Annotated in this window: 17 protein-coding genes; 8 read left to right on the forward strand and 9 right to left on the reverse strand. The window is 60.0% G+C overall.

Going from position 1 to position 18752, the window contains the following annotated elements; all coding sequences use genetic code 11:
- Positions 1 to 7: 7 nt before the first annotated feature.
- Positions 8 to 1798, forward strand: a complete 1791-nt coding sequence (locus tag AC1RDQ_RS03840) for a KinB sensor domain-containing domain (RefSeq protein ID WP_090452335.1) — start codon at positions 8 to 10, stop codon at positions 1796 to 1798.
- A gap of 7 nt (positions 1799 to 1805) precedes the next feature.
- On the opposite strand, the gene AC1RDQ_RS03845 is transcribed toward AC1RDQ_RS03840, so the two are convergent.
- From AC1RDQ_RS03845 to AC1RDQ_RS03875, 7 genes are all read right to left on the reverse strand, one after another.
- Positions 1806 to 3419, reverse strand: a complete 1614-nt coding sequence (locus AC1RDQ_RS03845) for an EAL domain-containing protein (RefSeq protein WP_057712590.1) — start codon at positions 3417 to 3419, stop codon at positions 1806 to 1808.
- A gap of 76 nt (positions 3420 to 3495) precedes the next feature.
- On the reverse strand, positions 3496 to 4275 hold the full coding sequence (locus AC1RDQ_RS03850; protein ID WP_057716533.1) for an N-acetylmuramoyl-L-alanine amidase: 780 nt from the start codon (positions 4273 to 4275) through the stop codon (positions 3496 to 3498).
- A gap of 103 nt (positions 4276 to 4378) precedes the next feature.
- A complete protein-coding gene (locus tag AC1RDQ_RS03855) occupies positions 4379 to 6337 on the reverse strand; it encodes a GGDEF domain-containing protein (protein WP_340312671.1) in 1959 nt (652 codons plus the stop codon).
- Positions 6334 to 7212 carry an endonuclease/exonuclease/phosphatase family protein gene (locus tag AC1RDQ_RS03860; protein WP_057712592.1) on the reverse strand — a complete coding sequence of 293 codons (879 nt, stop codon included), beginning with the start codon at positions 7210 to 7212 and terminating at the stop codon, positions 6334 to 6336. The genes AC1RDQ_RS03855 and AC1RDQ_RS03860 overlap by 4 nt, the downstream gene beginning before the upstream one ends.
- 14 nt (positions 7213 to 7226) lie before the next feature.
- Positions 7227 to 7868: a thiol:disulfide interchange protein DsbA gene (gene dsbA / locus AC1RDQ_RS03865; protein ID WP_057712593.1), complete on the reverse strand. Its 642-nt coding sequence runs from the start codon at positions 7866 to 7868 to the stop codon at positions 7227 to 7229.
- 199 nt (positions 7869 to 8067) lie between these two features.
- The gene (locus AC1RDQ_RS03870) at positions 8068 to 8697 is read right to left on the reverse strand and encodes a c-type cytochrome (RefSeq protein WP_057712594.1); all 630 of its coding nucleotides are present in this window, start codon (positions 8695 to 8697) and stop codon (positions 8068 to 8070) included.
- A 45-nt stretch (positions 8698 to 8742) separates the two neighbouring features.
- The gene (locus AC1RDQ_RS03875) at positions 8743 to 9033 is read right to left on the reverse strand and encodes a c-type cytochrome (RefSeq protein ID WP_218494524.1); all 291 of its coding nucleotides are present in this window, start codon (positions 9031 to 9033) and stop codon (positions 8743 to 8745) included.
- A 191-nt stretch (positions 9034 to 9224) separates the two neighbouring features.
- On the opposite strand from AC1RDQ_RS03875, the gene yihA reads away from it, so the two are divergent.
- A complete protein-coding gene (gene yihA, locus AC1RDQ_RS03880) occupies positions 9225 to 9869 on the forward strand; it encodes a ribosome biogenesis GTP-binding protein YihA/YsxC (RefSeq protein WP_057712595.1) in 645 nt (214 codons plus the stop codon).
- Between the two features lie 501 nt (positions 9870 to 10370).
- Here the strand turns inward: yihA and polA are convergent.
- Positions 10371 to 13175 carry a DNA polymerase I gene (gene polA, locus AC1RDQ_RS03885; RefSeq protein WP_492586409.1) on the reverse strand — a complete coding sequence of 935 codons (2805 nt, stop codon included), beginning with the start codon at positions 13173 to 13175 and terminating at the stop codon, positions 10371 to 10373.
- Positions 13176 to 13249: 74 nt separating this feature from the next.
- Between polA and AC1RDQ_RS03890 the strand changes: the two genes are divergently transcribed.
- Together AC1RDQ_RS03890 and AC1RDQ_RS03895 are read left to right on the forward strand one after the other, a co-directional pair.
- Positions 13250 to 13537 carry a DUF2782 domain-containing protein gene (locus AC1RDQ_RS03890; RefSeq protein ID WP_057712597.1) on the forward strand — a complete coding sequence of 96 codons (288 nt, stop codon included), beginning with the start codon at positions 13250 to 13252 and terminating at the stop codon, positions 13535 to 13537.
- Between the two features lie 60 nt (positions 13538 to 13597).
- On the forward strand, positions 13598 to 14548 hold the full coding sequence (locus AC1RDQ_RS03895; protein WP_007969797.1) for a homoserine kinase: 951 nt from the start codon (positions 13598 to 13600) through the stop codon (positions 14546 to 14548).
- Between the two features lie 114 nt (positions 14549 to 14662).
- On the opposite strand, the gene znuA is transcribed toward AC1RDQ_RS03895, so the two are convergent.
- Positions 14663 to 15592, reverse strand: a complete 930-nt coding sequence (znuA, locus tag AC1RDQ_RS03900; protein ID WP_492586411.1) for a zinc ABC transporter substrate-binding protein ZnuA — start codon at positions 15590 to 15592, stop codon at positions 14663 to 14665.
- Positions 15593 to 15649: 57 nt separating this feature from the next.
- Here znuA and zur point away from each other — a divergent pair, with 57 nt between their 5' ends.
- From zur to AC1RDQ_RS03920, 4 genes are read left to right on the forward strand one after another with little or no spacing between them, the layout of a single operon-like run.
- Complete coding sequence (gene zur, locus AC1RDQ_RS03905) at positions 15650 to 16132, forward strand: zinc uptake transcriptional repressor Zur (RefSeq protein WP_008045818.1); 483 nt, start codon at positions 15650 to 15652, stop codon at positions 16130 to 16132.
- On the forward strand, positions 16132 to 16917 hold the full coding sequence (znuC, locus tag AC1RDQ_RS03910) for a zinc ABC transporter ATP-binding protein ZnuC (protein WP_007989407.1): 786 nt from the start codon (positions 16132 to 16134) through the stop codon (positions 16915 to 16917). Before zur ends, znuC begins: the two co-directional genes overlap by 1 nt.
- The gene (gene znuB / locus AC1RDQ_RS03915) at positions 16910 to 17698 is read left to right on the forward strand and encodes a zinc ABC transporter permease subunit ZnuB (protein WP_057712600.1); all 789 of its coding nucleotides are present in this window, start codon (positions 16910 to 16912) and stop codon (positions 17696 to 17698) included. The genes znuC and znuB overlap by 8 nt, the downstream gene beginning before the upstream one ends.
- Positions 17699 to 17735: 37 nt before the next feature.
- Positions 17736 to 18452, forward strand: coding sequence for a PA5502 family lipoprotein (locus AC1RDQ_RS03920; protein WP_492586413.1), 717 nt, complete (start codon positions 17736 to 17738; stop codon positions 18450 to 18452).
- The last annotated feature ends 300 nt before the right edge of the window (positions 18453 to 18752 follow it).

Raw genomic sequence — 18752 nt, forward strand, 5'->3', positions numbered from 1 at the left:
ATCGCCGATGAAACTGGCGATGAAATTGCGGACCCGGCTTTTCCTGAGCATCTCCGCACTGATCACCGTCGCGTTGCTCGGGCTCTTGCTCGGGCTGGTCAGCGTGATGCAGATGGCCGGCAGCCAGGAAGCACTGATCCGCAGTAACTTCATCACCCTGGACCTGGGGCTCAAGCTGCGTCAGACCCTGGGTGATCAACTGATCATCATGCTCAGCGAGAAGCCTGACTCCGCCGCTTTCGCCGCCTCGAAGCAGCGTTACTTCGAACTGCTGGAGGAAGGCATCGCCCAGGAACCGGAGGAAACCGCAAGCGAGCACGGTTTCAGAAAAGCCAAGGCCGACTACGAGCGTTTTATCCAGGCTTATGAAGCGTCCCCGGACCCGTCGAAGGTGCTCAGCAGCCACGACAACCTGACGGAAAAATTCAATGCGCTACGCAATGGCCTGATCGCCGAGCACAAGCGCGCGCTTGATAACATCAGCGATACCGAGCGCCAGGCCCGGGAGCAGGCGCTGCTGTTTGCCGGGTTGCTTGGCCTGGTGGGGCTGGCGGTGCTGATCATCGGCTTCGTGACCGCACAAGCCATCGCCCGGCGTTTCGGGGAGCCCATCGAGGCCTTGGCCAAGGCGGCGGACAATATCGGCCAAGGCAATTTCGATGTCACCCTGCCGATTTCTTCGGCGGTGGAACTGAACCAGCTGACCCGGCGTTTCGGGATCATGGCCCAGGCGCTGCGTGAACATCAGGCCACCAACGTAGATGAGCTGCTAGCCGGTCAGCAGCGCTTGCAGGCCGTGCTCGACAGCATCGACGACGGACTGCTGATGATCGACCGTCAGGGCCATCTGGAACACCTTAACCCTGTAGCCCAGCGTCAGTTGGGCTGGGAGTCCGATCGTCTGGGTCAGGGGCTGGGTACGGCGCTGGAGCGCCCCGAGCTCGATGAGCAGCTGCAACTGGTGCTGCGCGGCGGCACGTTGGAGCGGGCGCCGGAAGACTTGAGTGTCGAAGTCGATGGTGAGTCGAGACTGCTGACCTATAGCCTGACCCCGGTCAGCCATACCCAGGGCCATATTCTGGGTGCCGTGATGGTGCTGCATGACGTCACGGAGCAACGAGCGTTCGAACGGGTACGCAGCGAATTCGTATTGCGAGCCTCCCATGAATTGCGCACACCGGTCACCGGCATGCACATGGCCTTCGGATTGTTCCGTGAGCGCGCTCACTTTGCCCCGGATTCCCGGGAAGCCGACCTGCTCGATACCGTTAACGAAGAGATGCAGCGGCTGATGCAGTTGATCAATGACCTGCTGAATTTCTCCCGTTACCAGAACGGTTTGCAGAAACTCACCCTGACGCCGTGTTCCATCGAGGCGTTGCTGGAACAGGCTCGGTCACGTTTTGCCACATCGGCCGAAGAGAAGGAAATCAATCTGCTCGTGGAAGTGCAGGGGCCTTTGCCGCGGTTGCAGGCCGACCAGCCACAACTGGAGCGGGTACTCGACAATTTGCTCGACAACGCCTTGCGTCACACCGGCTCCGGCGGGCGGATACGCTTGCAGGCCCGGCGTCACGGTGACCGGGTCATCATCAGTGTCGAGGACAACGGCGAAGGTATTGCCTACGGTCAGCAGGGGCGGATCTTCGAGCCCTTCGTGCAGGTTGGACGCAAGAAGGGCGGGGCCGGGCTCGGCCTGGCCTTGTGCAAGGAAATCGTGCAATTGCATGGCGGACGGATGGGTGTCTATTCACGGCCGGGGCAAGGTACTCAGTTCTACATGACGCTGACCGTTTAGGTCACCCTCACGCCTCGTCATCCAGGCGCCGGCCGGCTCGACGCCGTCCCCGGGTAATCAATTCAGTGAACTGCACTGCGCTCAACGCGCGGGCGAACAGCCAGCCCTGGCCGAACTTCACACCTTCACTGCACAGGAACGCGGCCTGGGCCTCATGTTCGATGCCCTCGGCAATCACCTTCAGGTGCAGCGACTGGGCCATGTGAATGATATGCGGGGCCACGCCGCTGCTGGCGGCGTCATGGCCCAGCGCATCAATGAACGCCTTGTCGATTTTCAGGCAATCGACCGGCAGGGTTTGCAAATAGGCGAGGCTGCAATAGCCGGTGCCAAAATCATCGATCAACACCTGATGCCCGACATCCCGTAGCGCTTGCAGGTTTTCCCGGGCCACCACCACATCGACCAGCCCGCGCTCGGTGACTTCAAAGGCAATTTGCCGCGCAGCGACGCGATGCAGGGTCAGCAGCCGCGCCATCACCTGGCCAATCCGCGGAACCATCACATCACACGCCGCGAGATTGACCGAGATGTACAGCTGCGGGTTCGCACGCAGCAACTGGCCGAGTTGCTCGAGCAGGCGCTGCAAGACGAAGTCCGTCATCTGGCGAATCTGCCCGGTGTTCTCCGCCATCGGAATGAACAGGTCGGGACTGGTCAGGGTACCGTCCGGCCTGCGCCAGCGCAGCAGTGCTTCTGCCCCGACACAGTTGCGGCTATCGAGGTCGAAGATCGGTTGGTACAGCACCTGCAACTCGCCACGGCGAATCGCGCCGGCCAGTTCGGCGTCCAGCGACTGCCGTTGGCGCACCAGCAAAAACACCAGGAACCCAACGCATATGCCCAGCGCAAGGCTGGCCGGTAGTAGCCACCACCAGACTGCCGGGATATGCATGCCGGTGCGCGGGCTGATCAACACCAATTGATATTCCGGGTTGTCGGTGGGCATCCGGTATATCAGGCGTGCCTGGGTGATCTGCAGCGCATCACGGTTTTTCGGTGGCCAGGCCTCGGCCGGCGGCCAGACCTGAGAAGCGCCCAGCACCGGAATCGCGCGCGCGCCATGGTCCAGGACCACCAGCAGGCTGCTGCCCGGCGACAGGTCGACCATATCGGTCAAATGCCCGCGAGAGGTCGCCACCCGGAAATTCCCGCGCCCGAGCATCAGCGCGGCACGGTTTTCATCGGGTTCAGTGGTGGTATTGAGCCAATAGCTGTAAGTCGGGCCTTTGATGTCTGGCGATCGACTCAGCGACAGCCCTTCCTGACGAGGGCGATTGGAGCAGATTCGTGAAGAGTCCATGTAGGCGGCTTCGTAGACGAAGCGATAATTGAACGTAACCTGTTGCAAGGTCGCGATCATTTCAGCATCGCAGCCGCGCAACGGTTGCGCTTCAAGGTCATCAAGGCTTTCACGCAGTTGCCCGAAGAGCTGTTCGAGACGGGCGAGGAAGCGTTCGCCCTGAGCATTCATTTCTTCGCTTTCGCTTTGCTCGACCTGGTGTATGGCGACGAACAGGCTGCCGGCCATCAATAATGTTGCGCTCAAGACAGTAGACATCAGCCCCAGGAACCAGGGGCGATGGAACCAACTACGGAAGGTCTCTCGAGCAGCAGTCATTGTGCAATATCCGATGTATTACCAATGAGTTATAGCTGCTGATTGGAAAAAAGCCCTGACCGTCGGGCGGGCGTCATTATTTTGTCTGGTTCAACACCCACAGTAGCGCGGCGGTTTGCGCATCCGGAGTGCCATCGAAACGCGCCGGACGGAAATGCATCTGAAATGCCGCTATCACATGTCGTGTCGCGACATCGAGCTCGCCGGTCTGTGGCGAGGCATAACCCAGGCGGGCCAACTGCGCCTGAAACCAACTGATGCTCGGCAACTGCTCGGCGAACAACATTTGCTGGCGCGCCACCGACTGTTCATTCGGCCAGATGCCCAAGCCTTCGGCGGCCAGACGCTTCCAGGGGAACAGCGGCCCCGGGTCCAGCTTGCGCAAGGGTGCAATATCACTATGGCCAATGATCTCGCGAGGTTTTATGCCGTGACGTTTGCTAATGTCCTTGAGCAACACGATCAGCGACTGGACCTGGTCTTCGGTGTAGGGATACCACACGCGTCCGGTCGGGGTGTCCTCGAAGCCCGGGTTGACGATTTCGATACCGATGGAACTGGAGTTCAGCCAGGTGCGGCCATTCCACTCACTCTCCCCGGCGTGCCAGGCCCGCACATTTTCATCCATCAGCTTGTAGATGGTGGCGCCCTTGTCGTCGCCGATCAGGTAATGGCTGCTGACCTCACCGTGGGTCAGCAATTGCAACGAACGCTCCAGCGAGGCATTGGTGTAATGCACCACCACAAATTGCACGCGGCTGTCGTAATTGGCCGAAGAGTGGCTGGTGTTGAAACGGGGGCCGCTGGCACAGCCGGCAAGCACAATCAGCGATAAGATCAGAGCAAAATATTTCATGGCGAAAGGCAGTACACACAAGACAATAATGCAACAGTGTAACGTAATGCCTTGCGGGCGGACGGCAATCCCATCGAATTAAACAAAATGGAACAGATCACCGTCAGCTCGGTTCCACTCGGTTGCGGCCGGCATTTTTTGCGCGATACAGCGCCTGATCGGCTCTTTTAAGTACCTGATCGCTATGTTCACCCGGCCTGAACGCCGTCATTCCGATAGACACGGTGATGGTCACCGGCTCTCCCTTGAAGTGGAACGGACAGGCTTCAATGGAGGCCCGCAAGCTTTCCAGCATCTTCAGCCCCGCCGCCGGCACCGTGGATGGCATTAACAGCACAAACTCCTCGCCGCCGAACCGGGCAATGAAATCCGTTCCGCGCAGCCGCTTGCGCAACACGCTGGCGATGATTTTCAGCACTTTGTCACCGGCCAGGTGCCCGTAGTTGTCATTGATGCGCTTGAAATGATCGAGGTCGAGCATGGCCAGCAACAGCGTGTTGCCATGTTGTTGCCATTGTGTGACTTCATGACCCAGGCGCTCGCTCCAGGCCGCGCGGTTGGGCAGCCCGGTCAACGGGTCGACCAATGCCTTCTGTCGTTGCTCTTCAAGGTGCTCGCGGTAACCCTGGGCCTCCTGCTCCATATGGGCGACCCGCTCGGCCAGGCTGTGCAGGCGCGCAGCGACCTCCTGCTCGCGCTCATCGCGCTGTTTCTGGTGCTGGTCCATGGTGCCCAGCAAGCCTTCGAGATGGTTTTCCAGTACGTGCTTGAGATCTTCCAGGTCCGCGGCTTCCTGCATGCTGCTTTGCAGGCCATCGACCTGTTCGCGGATCTGCGTGTCCATCTGTCGCGCAGCCGAACGGTTGTCGGCGTGTCCCGCGGTGGCGGCCTGCAAGTTGCTCTGGAACGATTCGAGACGTTCGTTCAGTCGTTGCAGATAGGCTTCGAACTCATGCTGGCCGCTGTCGGTAATGGCCAGCATCAATGTGGCGAAGTCGTCGAGAATCGGCAGCAATTCGTACCAGTTCAGACCGTTTTTCAGACGATCGCGCATGGATTCTGCTTGCGGGCGATGACGCTCGGGCAGTGTCAGGTCGTCGAGCAGCCCCAGCAACGTGTCTTCGATGTGGCTGGCCACCGAGCTGTAGGAGGGCTCGGGGGAATCCGGGAGTGCGTAGAGAATGTCGTGTTCGGATGACGCCTGATCGACGACGGCCACGTCCTGCATCGGAATCGGAGGTAAGGGCAAGCTATCGGGTGATGCTTGCGCGGTCAGCTCGTCGGGGTTCGCTTGCGACTCAGGTGATATCGCGATGGTTTCCGGGGTTGGTTTCTCGGCCGATTCGATTTCCGCCGCGGCTGCACTGGGTGGTTGAGGCTCCGCAGCCGGAGGTGCAAAAGCCACGGTTGGCTCGGTCGGCGCGAACTCGTCCTCGACTCGCTCAACAGCGGGTACCTCGCAGCTTGCCGCAGGGCTCTCGGCTACAGGGGCAGCCAGCGCAGGAGCAGAGGCCGTTGATGCCTCCGTCTCCTGCGCTTCACGACCGCCGAACAACCGCTGCAGCAAGCCCGGCCGGCCGTTCTCCGTTGGGGTCTCCAGCTGGCTCAGGGCCTTGCCCTGCAAGCCACTCAGCTCGCTGAGCAGCAAGGGCATCTCGCGCGCCTGACTGACCCGCGCATCCAGGTGCTTGGCGAAATTCTTGAGTGGCCGACTCACATCCCGTGGCAATGGCAATGTTTGCAGTTGCGTGACCAGCGCAGTCAAGGCGGCACTGGTCTGGTTGACTCGGGTTTCCCGACGCTGTTCGGAGTCAAGCACGGCTTTTTCCAGGCGTGGAATCAGCGCAGCCAGGCCGGCGTCCATGTCATCGGTACGCACGACTTCGCGCATTTCCTTCATGCATTGGTCAACGGCGCGATCCGTACCTTCCGCTGCCAGGGTGCTGCGCACCAGCCCGCGACGCAGCAAGTCGAGCCGCGCGTCCCAGCGACGTTCGAGCTTTTCCTGTTGTTCGATGCTTTTGAGGTATTTCTCTTTCCAGCGCTGTGCTTCGTCGCTCATTCATGGGATCCGCGAGGGGCAGGACTCAACGCGGGCAATGCATCGGCCGTGAGCGAACCCGGCAAACGAATCTCTACCGCGACCGGCAGGTGATCGGAAATGGGCTGTGCCAGCACCTCAACCTTTTCCAGGGTCAGGCTCGGGCTCAGCAGGATATGGTCCAGGCAGCGCTGTGGGCGCCAGCTGGGAAACGTCGCTTCCAGTTGCGGCGCAAGCAGGCCGAGATCGCGCAACGGGGAATGTTGCAGCAGGTCACTGGCATGGGTGTTCATGTCGCCCATCAGCACCTGATGCTTGTAGTCGCCGATCAACTCGCGGATGTAGGCCAATTGCAGACTGCGTGCCCGGGCGCCCAACGCCAGGTGCATCATGACCACCACCAGCGCTTCCGGGCCTTCGCCGAACCGTACCAGAATGGCTCCGCGACCCTTTGGTCCCGGCAACGGATGATCCTCAATTGCCCACGGACGCAATCGGCTGAGCACGCCATTGCTGTGCTGGGCCAGGCGACCGAGATTACGATTGAGTTGTTGATACCAGTAGGGAAAGGCGCCGAGCTGGGCCAGGTGTTCGACCTGATTGACGTAACCTGATCGCAGGCTGCCGCCATCGGCCTCTTGCAAGGCGACCAGATCGAAGTCGCCTAGCAGATTGCCGATTTTCTGCAGGTTATCGGCACGCCCCGTGTGCGGCAGCAGGTGCTGCCAGCCCCGGGTCAGGTAATGCCGATAGCGCTCGGTACTGATACCGACCTGGATATTGAAACTGAGCAAGCGCAGACGACTGTCTGCGGGCAGGCCCGTGGATTCCAGATGATGCTCGTTGACCCGCGGATCATGCAGGCCAACGATGCGTTCAGTACCCCATCGGCGCATGGCAGTGACTGCCCTTAGTTGGCGGCAGCCTTGTTAGCCGCTCGCTCTTTGTCGATCAGTTTGTCGGCCAGTTGCAGGGCCTGTTCGGCACCGCCGGCAGAACCCACGTCGAAGCGATACTTGCCGTTGACGACCAGGGTTGGAACGCCGGAGATTTCATACTTCTTGGCCAGTTCACGGGCTTGAACAACCTGGCCCTTGATAGCAAAGGAGTCGAAGGTGGCCAGGAATTTATCCTTGTCTACGCCCTGGGTAGCCAGGAAGTCAGCCATGTCATTCTTGTCGATCAGCTTCATTTTTTTGTTCTGGATCGCGTCGAATACCGCGGCATGAACCTTTTGCTCAACACCCATGGACTCAAGGGTCAAGAACATTTGGCCATGAGCATCCCAAGCTCCGCCGAACATGGCTGGAATACGCTTGAAATTCACATCGGATGGCAGCTTTTCAGCCCAAGGATTGATTGTCGGTTCAAAATGATAGCAATGCGGGCAGCCGTACCAGAACAGCTCCACCACTTCGATCTTGCCAGGCACGGCAACCGGAACCGGATTGGTCAGCTCGACATAAGGGGCGGCTGGGGCGTCGGCGGCCTGGGCAGTCATGCCAAACAGGCTGGCAGCGGCAAAAACGGCACTGATGATCAGATTACGCATGCTTTACTCCTGGACAAATTTTTTCGCCGCGCGCGATTGTTTTCAGACAGATCCTGGCGGGGTTGAGTTCTGTAGTGTAACGGCAGCGGCCACAAAAAAGGGCGGCCAAGGCCACCCTTTTTATACTTGCCGAGACGGATTAATCGAGCGTTAACGTTGCAGGCGATCAGCACGCCGTTCAACGCCCGATCCACCGGCCTTAGTGCAGGCCTTGAATGTAGCTGGACACCGCGGCGATGTCTTCGTCGCTCAGCTTCTTGGCAATGCTCTGCATCGGTTTGGTATCGCCGTCGTTGGTGCGGCCACCTTCTTCCTTGCGGAAATCGACCAGTTGCTTGCCGACGTATTGAGCGTGCTGGCCACCCAGGTGCGGGAAACCGGCAGCCGCGTTACCTGCGCCATTTGGCGAGTGGCAACCGGTGCAGGCTGGCAGGCCCTTGGCCAGGTCACCACCACGGAACAGGGCCTCACCGCGAGCGACGATCTTCGGATCGGCGGCACCGACGCTGCCCTTCTGGCTGGCGAAGTAGGCGGAGATGTCCGCCAGGTCCTGATCGCTCAGGTTGGTCAGCAGGCCGGTCATTTCCAGAACGGTGCGCTTGCCCGACTTGATGTCGTGCAATTGCTTGGTCAGGTAGCGTTCACCCTGACCTGCCAGTTTCGGAAAGTTTGGCGCCATGCTGTTGCCATCCGGGCCGTGGCAGGCGCCACAGACGGCGGCTTTGGCCTGGCCGGCTTTTGCATCACCCGGTTGTACTGCCTCACCTGCAGCATGGGCCATGCCGGAGATGCCCACGGTCAACAGCAGACTCACGATCAATTTCTTCATCAGCTAATCCAACTACGGCTAAGGGTTAAGAGTTATGGACCGGGCTTACTCGCTCATCCAAAGGATGATGGCTCGGTAATCCTCGGCACTGCAGTCCATGCACAAACCACGCGGCGGCATCGCCTTGAAACCCTGGGTCACGTGTTGCACCAGCGTCTCCATACCTTTCGCCAACCTCGGCGTCCAAGCTTCCTGATCGCCTTTTTTCGGCGCCATGGGGAGTTGGCCGGAATGACAGGCACCACAAACACGGTTGTACACAGCTTCCGGATCCTGTGTAGCCTGAGCGCTGTAAAGCGGCATCAATACACCGGCAGCTAGCAGCCATTTCGTCATAAAACGACCTTTTCAGGGTTGAGAGCGAGCTGCGTTCTAGTGCGCAATCAAGGTCTGTCGCTCTCGTGAACTTCGTCCTACGCTGGGACAAAGCGCACACAAAATCTGCGGCATTATATACTGGCGTCACTGAAACGGAAGCGACACTGCTTGCCGCACCCATTCCTGGCGCCGCCCACATCGGAAATCCCATGCAACTCAAGAATCCCATCCTCGGTCTGTGCCAACAGTCCACCTTCATGCTCAGCGCCGCCAAAGTCGATCAATGTCCGGATGACGAGGGCTTCGAAGTCGCCTTCGCCGGGCGTTCCAACGCCGGCAAGTCGAGTGCCTTGAACACCCTGACCCACGCCAGCCTGGCGCGCACCTCGAAAACCCCGGGACGCACGCAGCTGTTGAACTTCTTCAAGCTAGACGATGAACGCCGTCTGGTCGACCTGCCGGGCTACGGTTATGCAAAAGTACCGATCCCGCTCAAGCAACACTGGCAGCGTCACCTGGAGGCATATCTGGGTGGTCGCGAGAGTTTGAAGGGTCTGATCCTGATGATGGACATCCGCCATCCGATGACCGATTTCGACCTGCTAATGCTCGACTGGGCCGTGGCTGCCGGGATGCCGATGCACATTCTGCTGACCAAAGCGGACAAGCTGACCTATGGCGCGGCCAAGAACACCCTGCTCAAGGTTCAGGCGGAAATCCGCAAGGGTTGGGGCGATCTGGTGACAATCCAGCTGTTTTCGGCCCCCAAACGCATGGGCCTGGAAGATGCCTACACCGTGCTGGCTGGCTGGATGGAGCTGGCGGACAAGGGTGCCGAAGCAGAGATTCAATAAATATCAAAAACTGTTTGTGGTGCGCTCAGGCAAGGCAAAAGCGCGGCTCGAAAGCGGAGTTTAGGGGCCTAAATGAGCATTTCGAGCCGCGCTTTTAACGCAGCCTGAGCGCATCACAGACAGTTTTTCTCGGGGCAAAAAAAACCCCGGGCTTCATATGGGGAGGGAGAAGTTCCGGGGTTGAAGCTCTAGACCGCTAGGGCGGGGTCCAGATATCTGCCAACACTTAACACAACATAGGAGCATCGAAGGGCTTCACCAGCCATTCAGTAACTCTGAGTGGTGGTGCGCAAGATTAGTTCAGATTTTTTTCAGAGAGCTTTGAAATAACTCTGATAGCCCTCCGGCCCAAGCTGTTTTTTTACGCCCTTCTGCCGCGGCACTATGCCGCAGCAGAACTCGACAATTTTCTGTAGGAGCGAGCTTGCTCGCGATGGAATTTCAGTCGAAATCGATGTGTCTGACACTCCATCGCGAGCAAGCTCGCTCCTACAAGAAGGCTCAGTGAGCCTCATCCCAGTTATTTCCAACACCCACTTCGACCAGCAACGGCACATCCAGCTTCGCCGCCTCGCTCATGTGTACGCGAATTTCATCGCGAACCTGGTCGACCAGGTCTTCACGCACCTCGAGCACCAGTTCATCGTGCACCTGCAAGATGACTTTGGCATCGAGGCCCGACGCGGTCAGCCAGTTATCCACCGCGACCATGGCTTTCTTGATGATGTCCGCAGCGGTGCCTTGCATCGGTGCGTTGATTGCCGTGCGTTCGGCAGCGGCGCGCTCTTGCGGCTTGTTGGAGTTGATGTCCGGCAGATACAGGCGACGGCCGAAGAACGTCTCGACATAACCTTGCTCGGCGGCCTGGGCACGCGTGCGGTCCATGTACTGGCGAACGCCGGGGTACCGGGCGAAGTAAGTATCGATGTAGGCCTTGGCGGTCTTGGTGTCCACGCCGATGTCCTTGCCGAGCTTCTGCGCGCCCATGCCGTAGATCAGGCCGAAGTTGATCGCCTTGGCACTGCGGCGCTGGTTGGAGGTCACTTCGGCCAGTTCGACCTTGAACACTTCGGCGGCGGTCGCGGTGTGTACGTCCAGATTGTGGCGGAAGGCGTTCATCAGCCCTTCATCCCGGGACAGGTGCGCCATGATCCGCAGTTCGATCTGCGAATAGTCCGCCGCCAGCAGCTTGTAACCGACCGGGGCCACGAAGGCCTGGCGGATGCGACGCCCTTCGGCGGTGCGCACCGGGATGTTCTGCAGGTTCGGATCGCTGGAGGACAGCCGCCCGGTGGACGCCACCGCCTGGTGATACGAGGTATGGATCCGCCCGGTACGCGGGTTGATCTGCTCCGGCAGACGGTCGGTATAGGTGCTTTTCAGCTTGCTCATGGAGCGATATTCCATGAGCACTTTCGGCAATCGATAGTCGTCTTCTGCCAGTTTGGCCAGCACTTCTTCGGCGGTCGATGGCTGGCCCTTGGCGGTTTTCTTCAGTACCGGCAGGCCGAGCTTCTCGTATAGGATCACGCCAAGTTGCTTGGGCGAACCGAGGTTGAATTCCTCGCCGGCAATCTCGAAGGCTTCACGCTCCAGCGCCACCATCTTGTCGCCCAGTTCGATGCTTTGCACGCCCAGCAAGGCGGCGTCGACCAATGCGCCCTGGCGCTCGATACGCGCCAATACCGGCACCAACGGGATTTCGATGTCGGTCAGTACGCTGGCCAGGCTCGGAATAGCCGAGAGTTTTTCGAACAGGGCATGGTGCAGACGCAAGGTGATATCTGCATCTTCGGCGGCGTAAGGCCCGGCCTGCTCCAGGGCGATCTGGTCGAACGTCAGCTGTTTCACGCCTTTGCCGGCGATGTCTTGGAAACTTACCGTGGTGTGGTCCAGATACTTCTGCGCCAGGCTGTCCATGTCATGGCGGGTGGCCGTGGAGTTGAGCACGTAGGACTCAAGCATGGTGTCGAAGGCGATGCCACGCACGGTAATGCCGTTGTCCTGATCGCCGCCGATGGCGCAGTTGGCCAGGATGTTCATGTCGAACTTGGCGTGTTGGCCGACCTTGAGCTTGTTCGGATCTTCCAGAATCGGCTTGAGCGCGCGCAGGACCGTGTCACGATCCAGCTGCTGTGGCACGCCGATGTAGGAATGAGTCAACGGGATGTAGGCCGCTTCGTTAGCCTGAACCGCGAACGACAGGCCCACCAGTTGCGCCTGCTGCGCATCGATGCCGGTGGTTTCGGTGTCGAAGGCAAACAGTCTGGCGTTGTTCAGTTTTTCCAGCCAGGCATCGAACCGCGCTTGATCGAGGATGGTTTCATAGGCGGCTTCAGCAGCGACGGCCGGTGCTTCGGCCTCTGGTTCGCTGAACAGATCGGCGGCCGGTGCTGGCTCGGTAGCAGCGCTCAGTTCCAGGCGTTTGGCGTCGCGATCAAGGTCGTTCAGCCAGCTCTTGAACTCCAGCAGGGAGTACAACTCGTAGAGTTTCGCAGGATCTTCCGCGCCCATTTTCAGGTCGTCGAGGCCAACGTCCAGTGGCACGTCAACCTTGATGGTCGCCAGCTGATAGGACAGGAAGGCCATTTCCTTGTGCTCTTCGAGCTTGGCCGGCAGGGTCTTGGCGCCGCGAATCGGCAGGGTCGGCACGATGTCGAGTTGCGCATAGAGCTCGGTCAGACCGCCGTTCACACCGACCAGCAGGCCGGAAGCCGTCTTCGGACCGATGCCTGGAACACCCGGAATGTTGTCGGAAGAATCGCCCATGAGCGCCAGATAATCGATGATCTGCTCCGGAGCGACGCCGAATTTCTCCTTCACGCCCTCCACGTCCATGCTGCTACCGGTCATGGTGTTGACCAAGGTAATGTGACCGTCGACCAGTTGCGCCATGTCCTTGTCACCGGTGGAGATGATCACCGGACGATCCGCCGCCGCGCTGCTGCGGGCCAGGGTGCCGATCACGTCATCGGCCTCGACGCCTTCGACGCACAGCAGCGGGAAGCCCAGGGCGATCACGCTCTGGTGCAGCGGCTCGATCTGCACGCGCATATCGTCGGGCATGCTCGGACGGTTGGCCTTGTATTCGGCGAACATCTCATCGCGAAAAGTCCCACCCTTGGCGTCGAACACCACGGCGAACGGACTGTCCGGATATTGCTTGCGCAGGCTCTTGAGCATGTTCAGCACGCCCTTGACCGCGCCGGTCGGCAGGCCTTTGGACGTGGTCAGCGGTGGCAGCGCGTGAAAGGCGCGGTACAGGTAAGAAGAACCGTCCACCAGGACGAGGGGGGCTTGGCTCATGAGCAGGATCAACCTTTTCGGCGGGTCCGGCGCTAGAATAGCGGGACCGTTGACGACAAAGGGACAAGGTTATCATGCGCACACTAAATCGCCTGTTGCTGGCTGGCTTGTTTGCAATCGCACCATCGGCCGTGATGGCGGCGGACGATGCGCCATCGGCGGACCCGGATGTCACCATTCGCACGGAAGGGGATAAACTCATTCAGGAATACCGGCAAAACGGCTTTTTGTACGCCATCAAGGTCACCCCAAAGGTTGGCAAACCGTATTTCCTGGTGCGCGCGGATGGCTCGGAGGGAAACTTCGTCCGTTCCGACTACCCGGATATGCTGATTCCGGCGTGGGAAATTTTTAAGTGGTAAGTCGTCCTTAACTTTAATCGGCGCCGGCTCAACAACGGCGCCCGTACTGGCAGCTTAAACATGTCTGTGTTCACCCCCCTGGCTCGGCCCGAGCTGGAAGCTTTTCTCGCCCCTTATGGCCTCGGCCGCCTGCTTGATTTCCAGGGGATTGCCGCCGGTAGCGAAAATACCAATTTCTTTATCAGCCTGGAGCAGGGCGAATTTGTCCTGACCCTGGTCGAGCGCGGTCCGGTTCAGGAGATGCCATTCTTCATCGAACTGCTCGACGTACTGCACGGCGCCGACCTGCCGGTGCCTTACGCCTTGCGCACCACAGACGGCGTGGCCTTGCGCGAACTGGCGGGCAAACCTGCGTTGCTGCAACCGCGCCTGGCCGGCAAGCACATCAAGCAAGCCAACGCGCAACATTGCGCGCAGGTGGGTGAATTGCTCGGCCATCTGCACCTGGCGACCCAGGCCAATATGATCAAGCGCAAAACCGATCGCGGCCTGGACTGGATGCTGGAGGAGGGCACGCAGTTTTTGTCGCACCTCGATGCCGAACAGAAAGACCTGCTGCAACGGGCGCTGGAAGAAATCACCCGGCAGAAAGAAAAAATCCTGGCATTGCCGCGGGCGAATATTCACGCCGACCTGTTCCGCGACAACGCGATGTTCGAAGGCACGCACCTGACCGGGCTGATCGACTTCTACAACGCCTGCTCCGGGCCGATGCTCTACGACGTGGCGATTGCCTTGAACGACTGGTGCTCGGACGACGATGGCGTAATCGATGGACCGCGAGCGCGGGCCTTGCTGGGCGCTTACGCGGCCTTGCGACCGTTCACCGCCGCCGAAGCCGAGTTGTGGCCAACCATGCTGCGGGTGGCTTGCGTACGGTTCTGGTTGTCACGCCTGATCGCGGCGGAGTCGTTTGCCGGACAGGATGTGTTGATTCACGATCCGATGGAGTTCCAGTTGCGCCTGGCGCAGCGGCAGACGGTCAATACGCCGTTGCCTTTCGCCCTTTAAAGGCTTTGACCTGTGGGAGCGAGCTTGCTCGCGATAGCGGCAGGTCAGTCAACATTGATGTTGATGTAATGCCGCCTTCGCGAGCAAGCTCGCTCCCACAGGGTCTGGTGTCGGTTACAACGACTCCAGGCACCCCGCCAGATCATTCCCCAATTTCTCCAACACCTGCTCATAGCCCTGGGCCGTCGCCGGCGTGTACCCGCCCAGCGCATCCAGCTCAGCCAGTTTCACCGGCAAACCCGCCACCAGAGTTTCCGCCAGACGGGGCCGCAGCGGCGGTTCGCTGAACACGCAGGTCTTGCCGACTTCCTGCAATCGCGCGCGCATCGCCGCGACATGCTGGGCACCGGGTTGCACTTCGGCCGCGACGCTGAACACACCCACGTGCTTGAGGCCGTAGGCGTCTTCGAAGTAGTCGAAGGCTTCGTGGAAAACGAAGTAGGGCTTGCCCTGAACATCGGCCAGGCGCTTCTTCAGGCGCGCATCCAACGCATCGAGACGCTCGTCGAAGGCTTTCAGATTGCTCTGATAGCGCGCGGCATTTGCAGGATCGGCGGCACTCAGGTCAGCCGCCATTTTCGTGGCGATGACCCGGGCGTTGACCGGCGACAGCCACAAGTGCGCATCCAGGCTGCCCGGACGGTGATCGTGGTCGTGTTCGTCGGCTTCTTCAGCGTGGGAGTGGTTATCTTCGGCAAAGTGACGCAGTTTCATGCCCGGCAAATCCTGCACGGCGACGTTGGGCAACGTACGACCATTGAGCACCCGTGGCAGGAAGCCCTCCATGTCCGGGCCGATCCAGTACAGCAGGTCCACCGATTGCACCTTGCGTACGTCGGAAGGACGCAACGCATAGTTATGTGGTGAGGCACCCGGTGGCAGCAAAACCTCGGGGATCGCCACGCCATCCTGCACCGCCGCGGCGATCAGTTGCAGAGGCTTGATGCTGGTAAGGACCTTGACCTCGGCCTGCGCCGAACCGATCAGCAGAAAACTTGCGATAAATACGACAAAAACAGAAAAAAGTCGGGACACGATGACCACTCGAAGAGGCGAGAACGGGTAACATAATAACGTCTCTCACAAACCTCGTCGCCGCTCATGCTAAAAACACCGATCGCCAGCCGTCCCCACGACCACTCACATTGCGTTCACAGCGCTTTGTCCGAGGCCGATGCCCTGTGCGCACGTCAAGGTCTGCGCCTGACCGCGTTGCGCCGGCGAGTGCTGGAGCTGGTGTGGCAAAGCCACAAGCCTTTGGGTGCCTACGACATTCTCGCGGTCCTCAGCGAACAGGACGGTCGTCGCGCCGCACCGCCGACGGTGTACCGCGCGCTGGATTTCCTGCTGGAAAACGGCCTGGTCCATCGGATTTCCTCGCTCAACGCCTTCATCGGCTGCAACCACCCGGAACATGCTCACCAGGGTCAGTTCCTGATCTGCCGTGTGTGCCACGCCGCGATCGAACTTGAGCAAAAATCCATCAGCGACGCGATCATCGCCAGCGCCAGGGATGTCGGGTTTGTCGTCGAAGGCCAGACCGTTGAAGTGGTCGGTCTCTGCTCCGGTTGCCAGGGGGCTTGATGAGCAACGCGCTGATCCGTCTTGAGCAGGTTGCCGTCACGTTCGCCGGGCAACCGGTGCTGGACAACATCGAACTGAGCGTCGAGCCGGGGCAGATCGTTACCCTGATCGGCCCCAACGGCGCAGGCAAAACCACCCTGGTGCGTGCCGTGCTCGGCCTGTTGAAACCGGACAGCGGCAGCGTCTGGCGCAAGCCGAAACTGCGGGTCGGTTACATGCCGCAAAAACTCCATGTCGATCCGACCCTCCCGCTGTCGGTCCTGCGTTTCCTGCGCCTGGTACCGGGGGTGGACCGTGCGATGGCCTTGGCTGCACTCAAGGAAGTCGGCGCCGAACAGGTGATCGACAGCCCGGTGCAAAGCGTTTCCGGTGGCGAAATGCAACGTGTGTTGCTGGCCCGTGCCTTGTTGCGCGAACCGGAACTGCTGGTACTCGACGAACCGGTACAGGGTGTCGACGTGGCCGGCCAGGCCGAGCTGTACAGCCTGATCACCCGCCTGCGTGACCGTCATGGTTGCGGTGTGCTGATGGTCTCCCACGATTTGCATCTGGTGATGAGCACCACGGACCAGGTGGTTTGCCTCAATCGTCACGTATGCTGTTCCGGCCATCCCGAGCAGGTCAGCGGCGATCCGGCTTTCGTCGAGCTGTTCGGAAAGAACGCACAAAGCCTGGCGATTTATCACCACCATCACGACCACGCCCACGACTTGCATGGCTCGGTGGTCAAGGCGCCCGCGTCGGGCCAACCCCATGTTCACGGAGATAGCTGCAAGCATGGCTGATTTTCTGCTCTACGCCCTGCTTGCAGGCCTGGCCCTGGCCGTCGTCGCAGGCCCGCTGGGGTCTTTCGTGGTCTGGCGGCGCATGGCCTATTTCGGCGACACCCTGTCCCACGCGGCATTGCTCGGCGTGGCCCTGGGCTTTTTGCTGGATGTCAGCCCGACCGTTGCCGTCACTGTTGGCTGCTTGCTGTTGGCGGTGATGCTGGTGACGTTGCAACAACGCCAGCCGCTGGCATCCGACACACTTTTGGGAATTCTCGCACCCAGCACGCTCTCTCTGGGCCTGGTGGTACTAAGCTTCATGCACGAAGTGCGGATCGACCTGATGGCCTATCTGTTCGGTGACCTGCTGGCGATCAGCCCGACCGATCTGGCCTGGATTCTTGGCGGCAGCGCGGCGGTACTGGTCTTGCTGGTTACGTTGTGGCGCCCATTGCTGGCGATCACGGTGCATGAAGAACTGGCCAGGGTCGAAGGTTTGCCCGTGGCGGGATTGCGCCTGGCGTTAATGCTGTTGATCGCCGTGGTAATTGCCGTGGCGATGAAAATCGTCGGCGTATTGCTGATTACTTCGTTGCTGATCATCCCGGCGGCTGCGGCACAACGTCACGCTCGCTCGCCGGAACAGATGGCACTGGGCGCGAGCCTGCTGGGCATACTCGCCGTGTGTGGCGGGCTGGCGCTGTCCTGGTTCAAGGACACCCCGGCCGGCCCGTCGATTGTGGTGACGGCCGCCGCGCTATTTCTGCTGAGTTTTGTTCTGCCCCGTCGAGGGGTGTAGACTTGCTCGTTTTTTGCGCAAATAGAGAGTCGCAGGAATGAAGTCGTTCGCCTCCCGTTATCTGCTCCTTGTCGCATTTTCTTTGCTGCTGGGCGCCTGCCAAAGCACGCCACCGGCGGCCACCGAGGCCGCCGATGCGCGGGCCGCGGCCATCGTACAGCTGGAACAAAACATCGCCAGCGATGAACTGGCCATCGCCGAAGACCAATTGGCAGCCTTGCAGGCCGAATCGCGCAACGATGCTTCCCTTGAGCAATACCAGCGGCAGCTGGCCGAAGCCTATCTGCGCCGCAGCCAGATCGTGCTGCAAAAGGGTGACGTGGATGCCGCAGCAACTGCCCTGAGCCGTGCCCGCGCGTTGATGCCCAAGGCTCCGGCACTGACCGGCGGAGTCAACGGCTCGATTGCCCAGGCGCGCAAGGCCGAACTGGAAAGAGCCGAAGCCGCCCTCAAGGCTGCCGAAGCCAAGCCAAAAGCCAAGGTTATCGACCTGACGGCTGAAAGCACCACGGTCGTGCTCAATATCAACGATATGGGCAAACTGCGTCGCCAACTGGATGCCATTGCCGCCGATGTGGTGAATTTTCAGTGCGACGTGAGCATTCAGGCTCCACGCACCAATGATTACCCTTGGCTGGCCAACTTGCTGACCAAACGGGTGAAGAAACTCGATCCTGAGTTTGACCTGAAGCTGGAGCGGCAGATTTTGCGCAGCGTCCCGGCGCAGATGGTTCTAACGCCTGGTAAATCTTAAAAGCATCGCGAGCACGCTCGCTCCCACAGGGATTCGGGTTGCCCACACATTTTGTGACCAACACATCTCTACTGTAGGAGCGAGCTTGCTCGCGATGGCGGTCTCCCTGGCTCCGCAGATCTTCAGGCCGGAATCGCCTTGGCCTTCGCCTCCCTATCCCAAACCCGATGCTGCCCACCATGTCGAAGTTGCCTTCGGCCTTGGGTGAGTTTCTTCAGCCGTTCCTTTTTTCTGACCTTTGATCGCGTTATTGCCAAATGACAGGACAAATACGAAATAAATGCTAAGAACCTCTATACG

The sequence above is a fragment of the Pseudomonas sp. GW823-FHT02E01 genome (genome assembly GCF_058797535.1).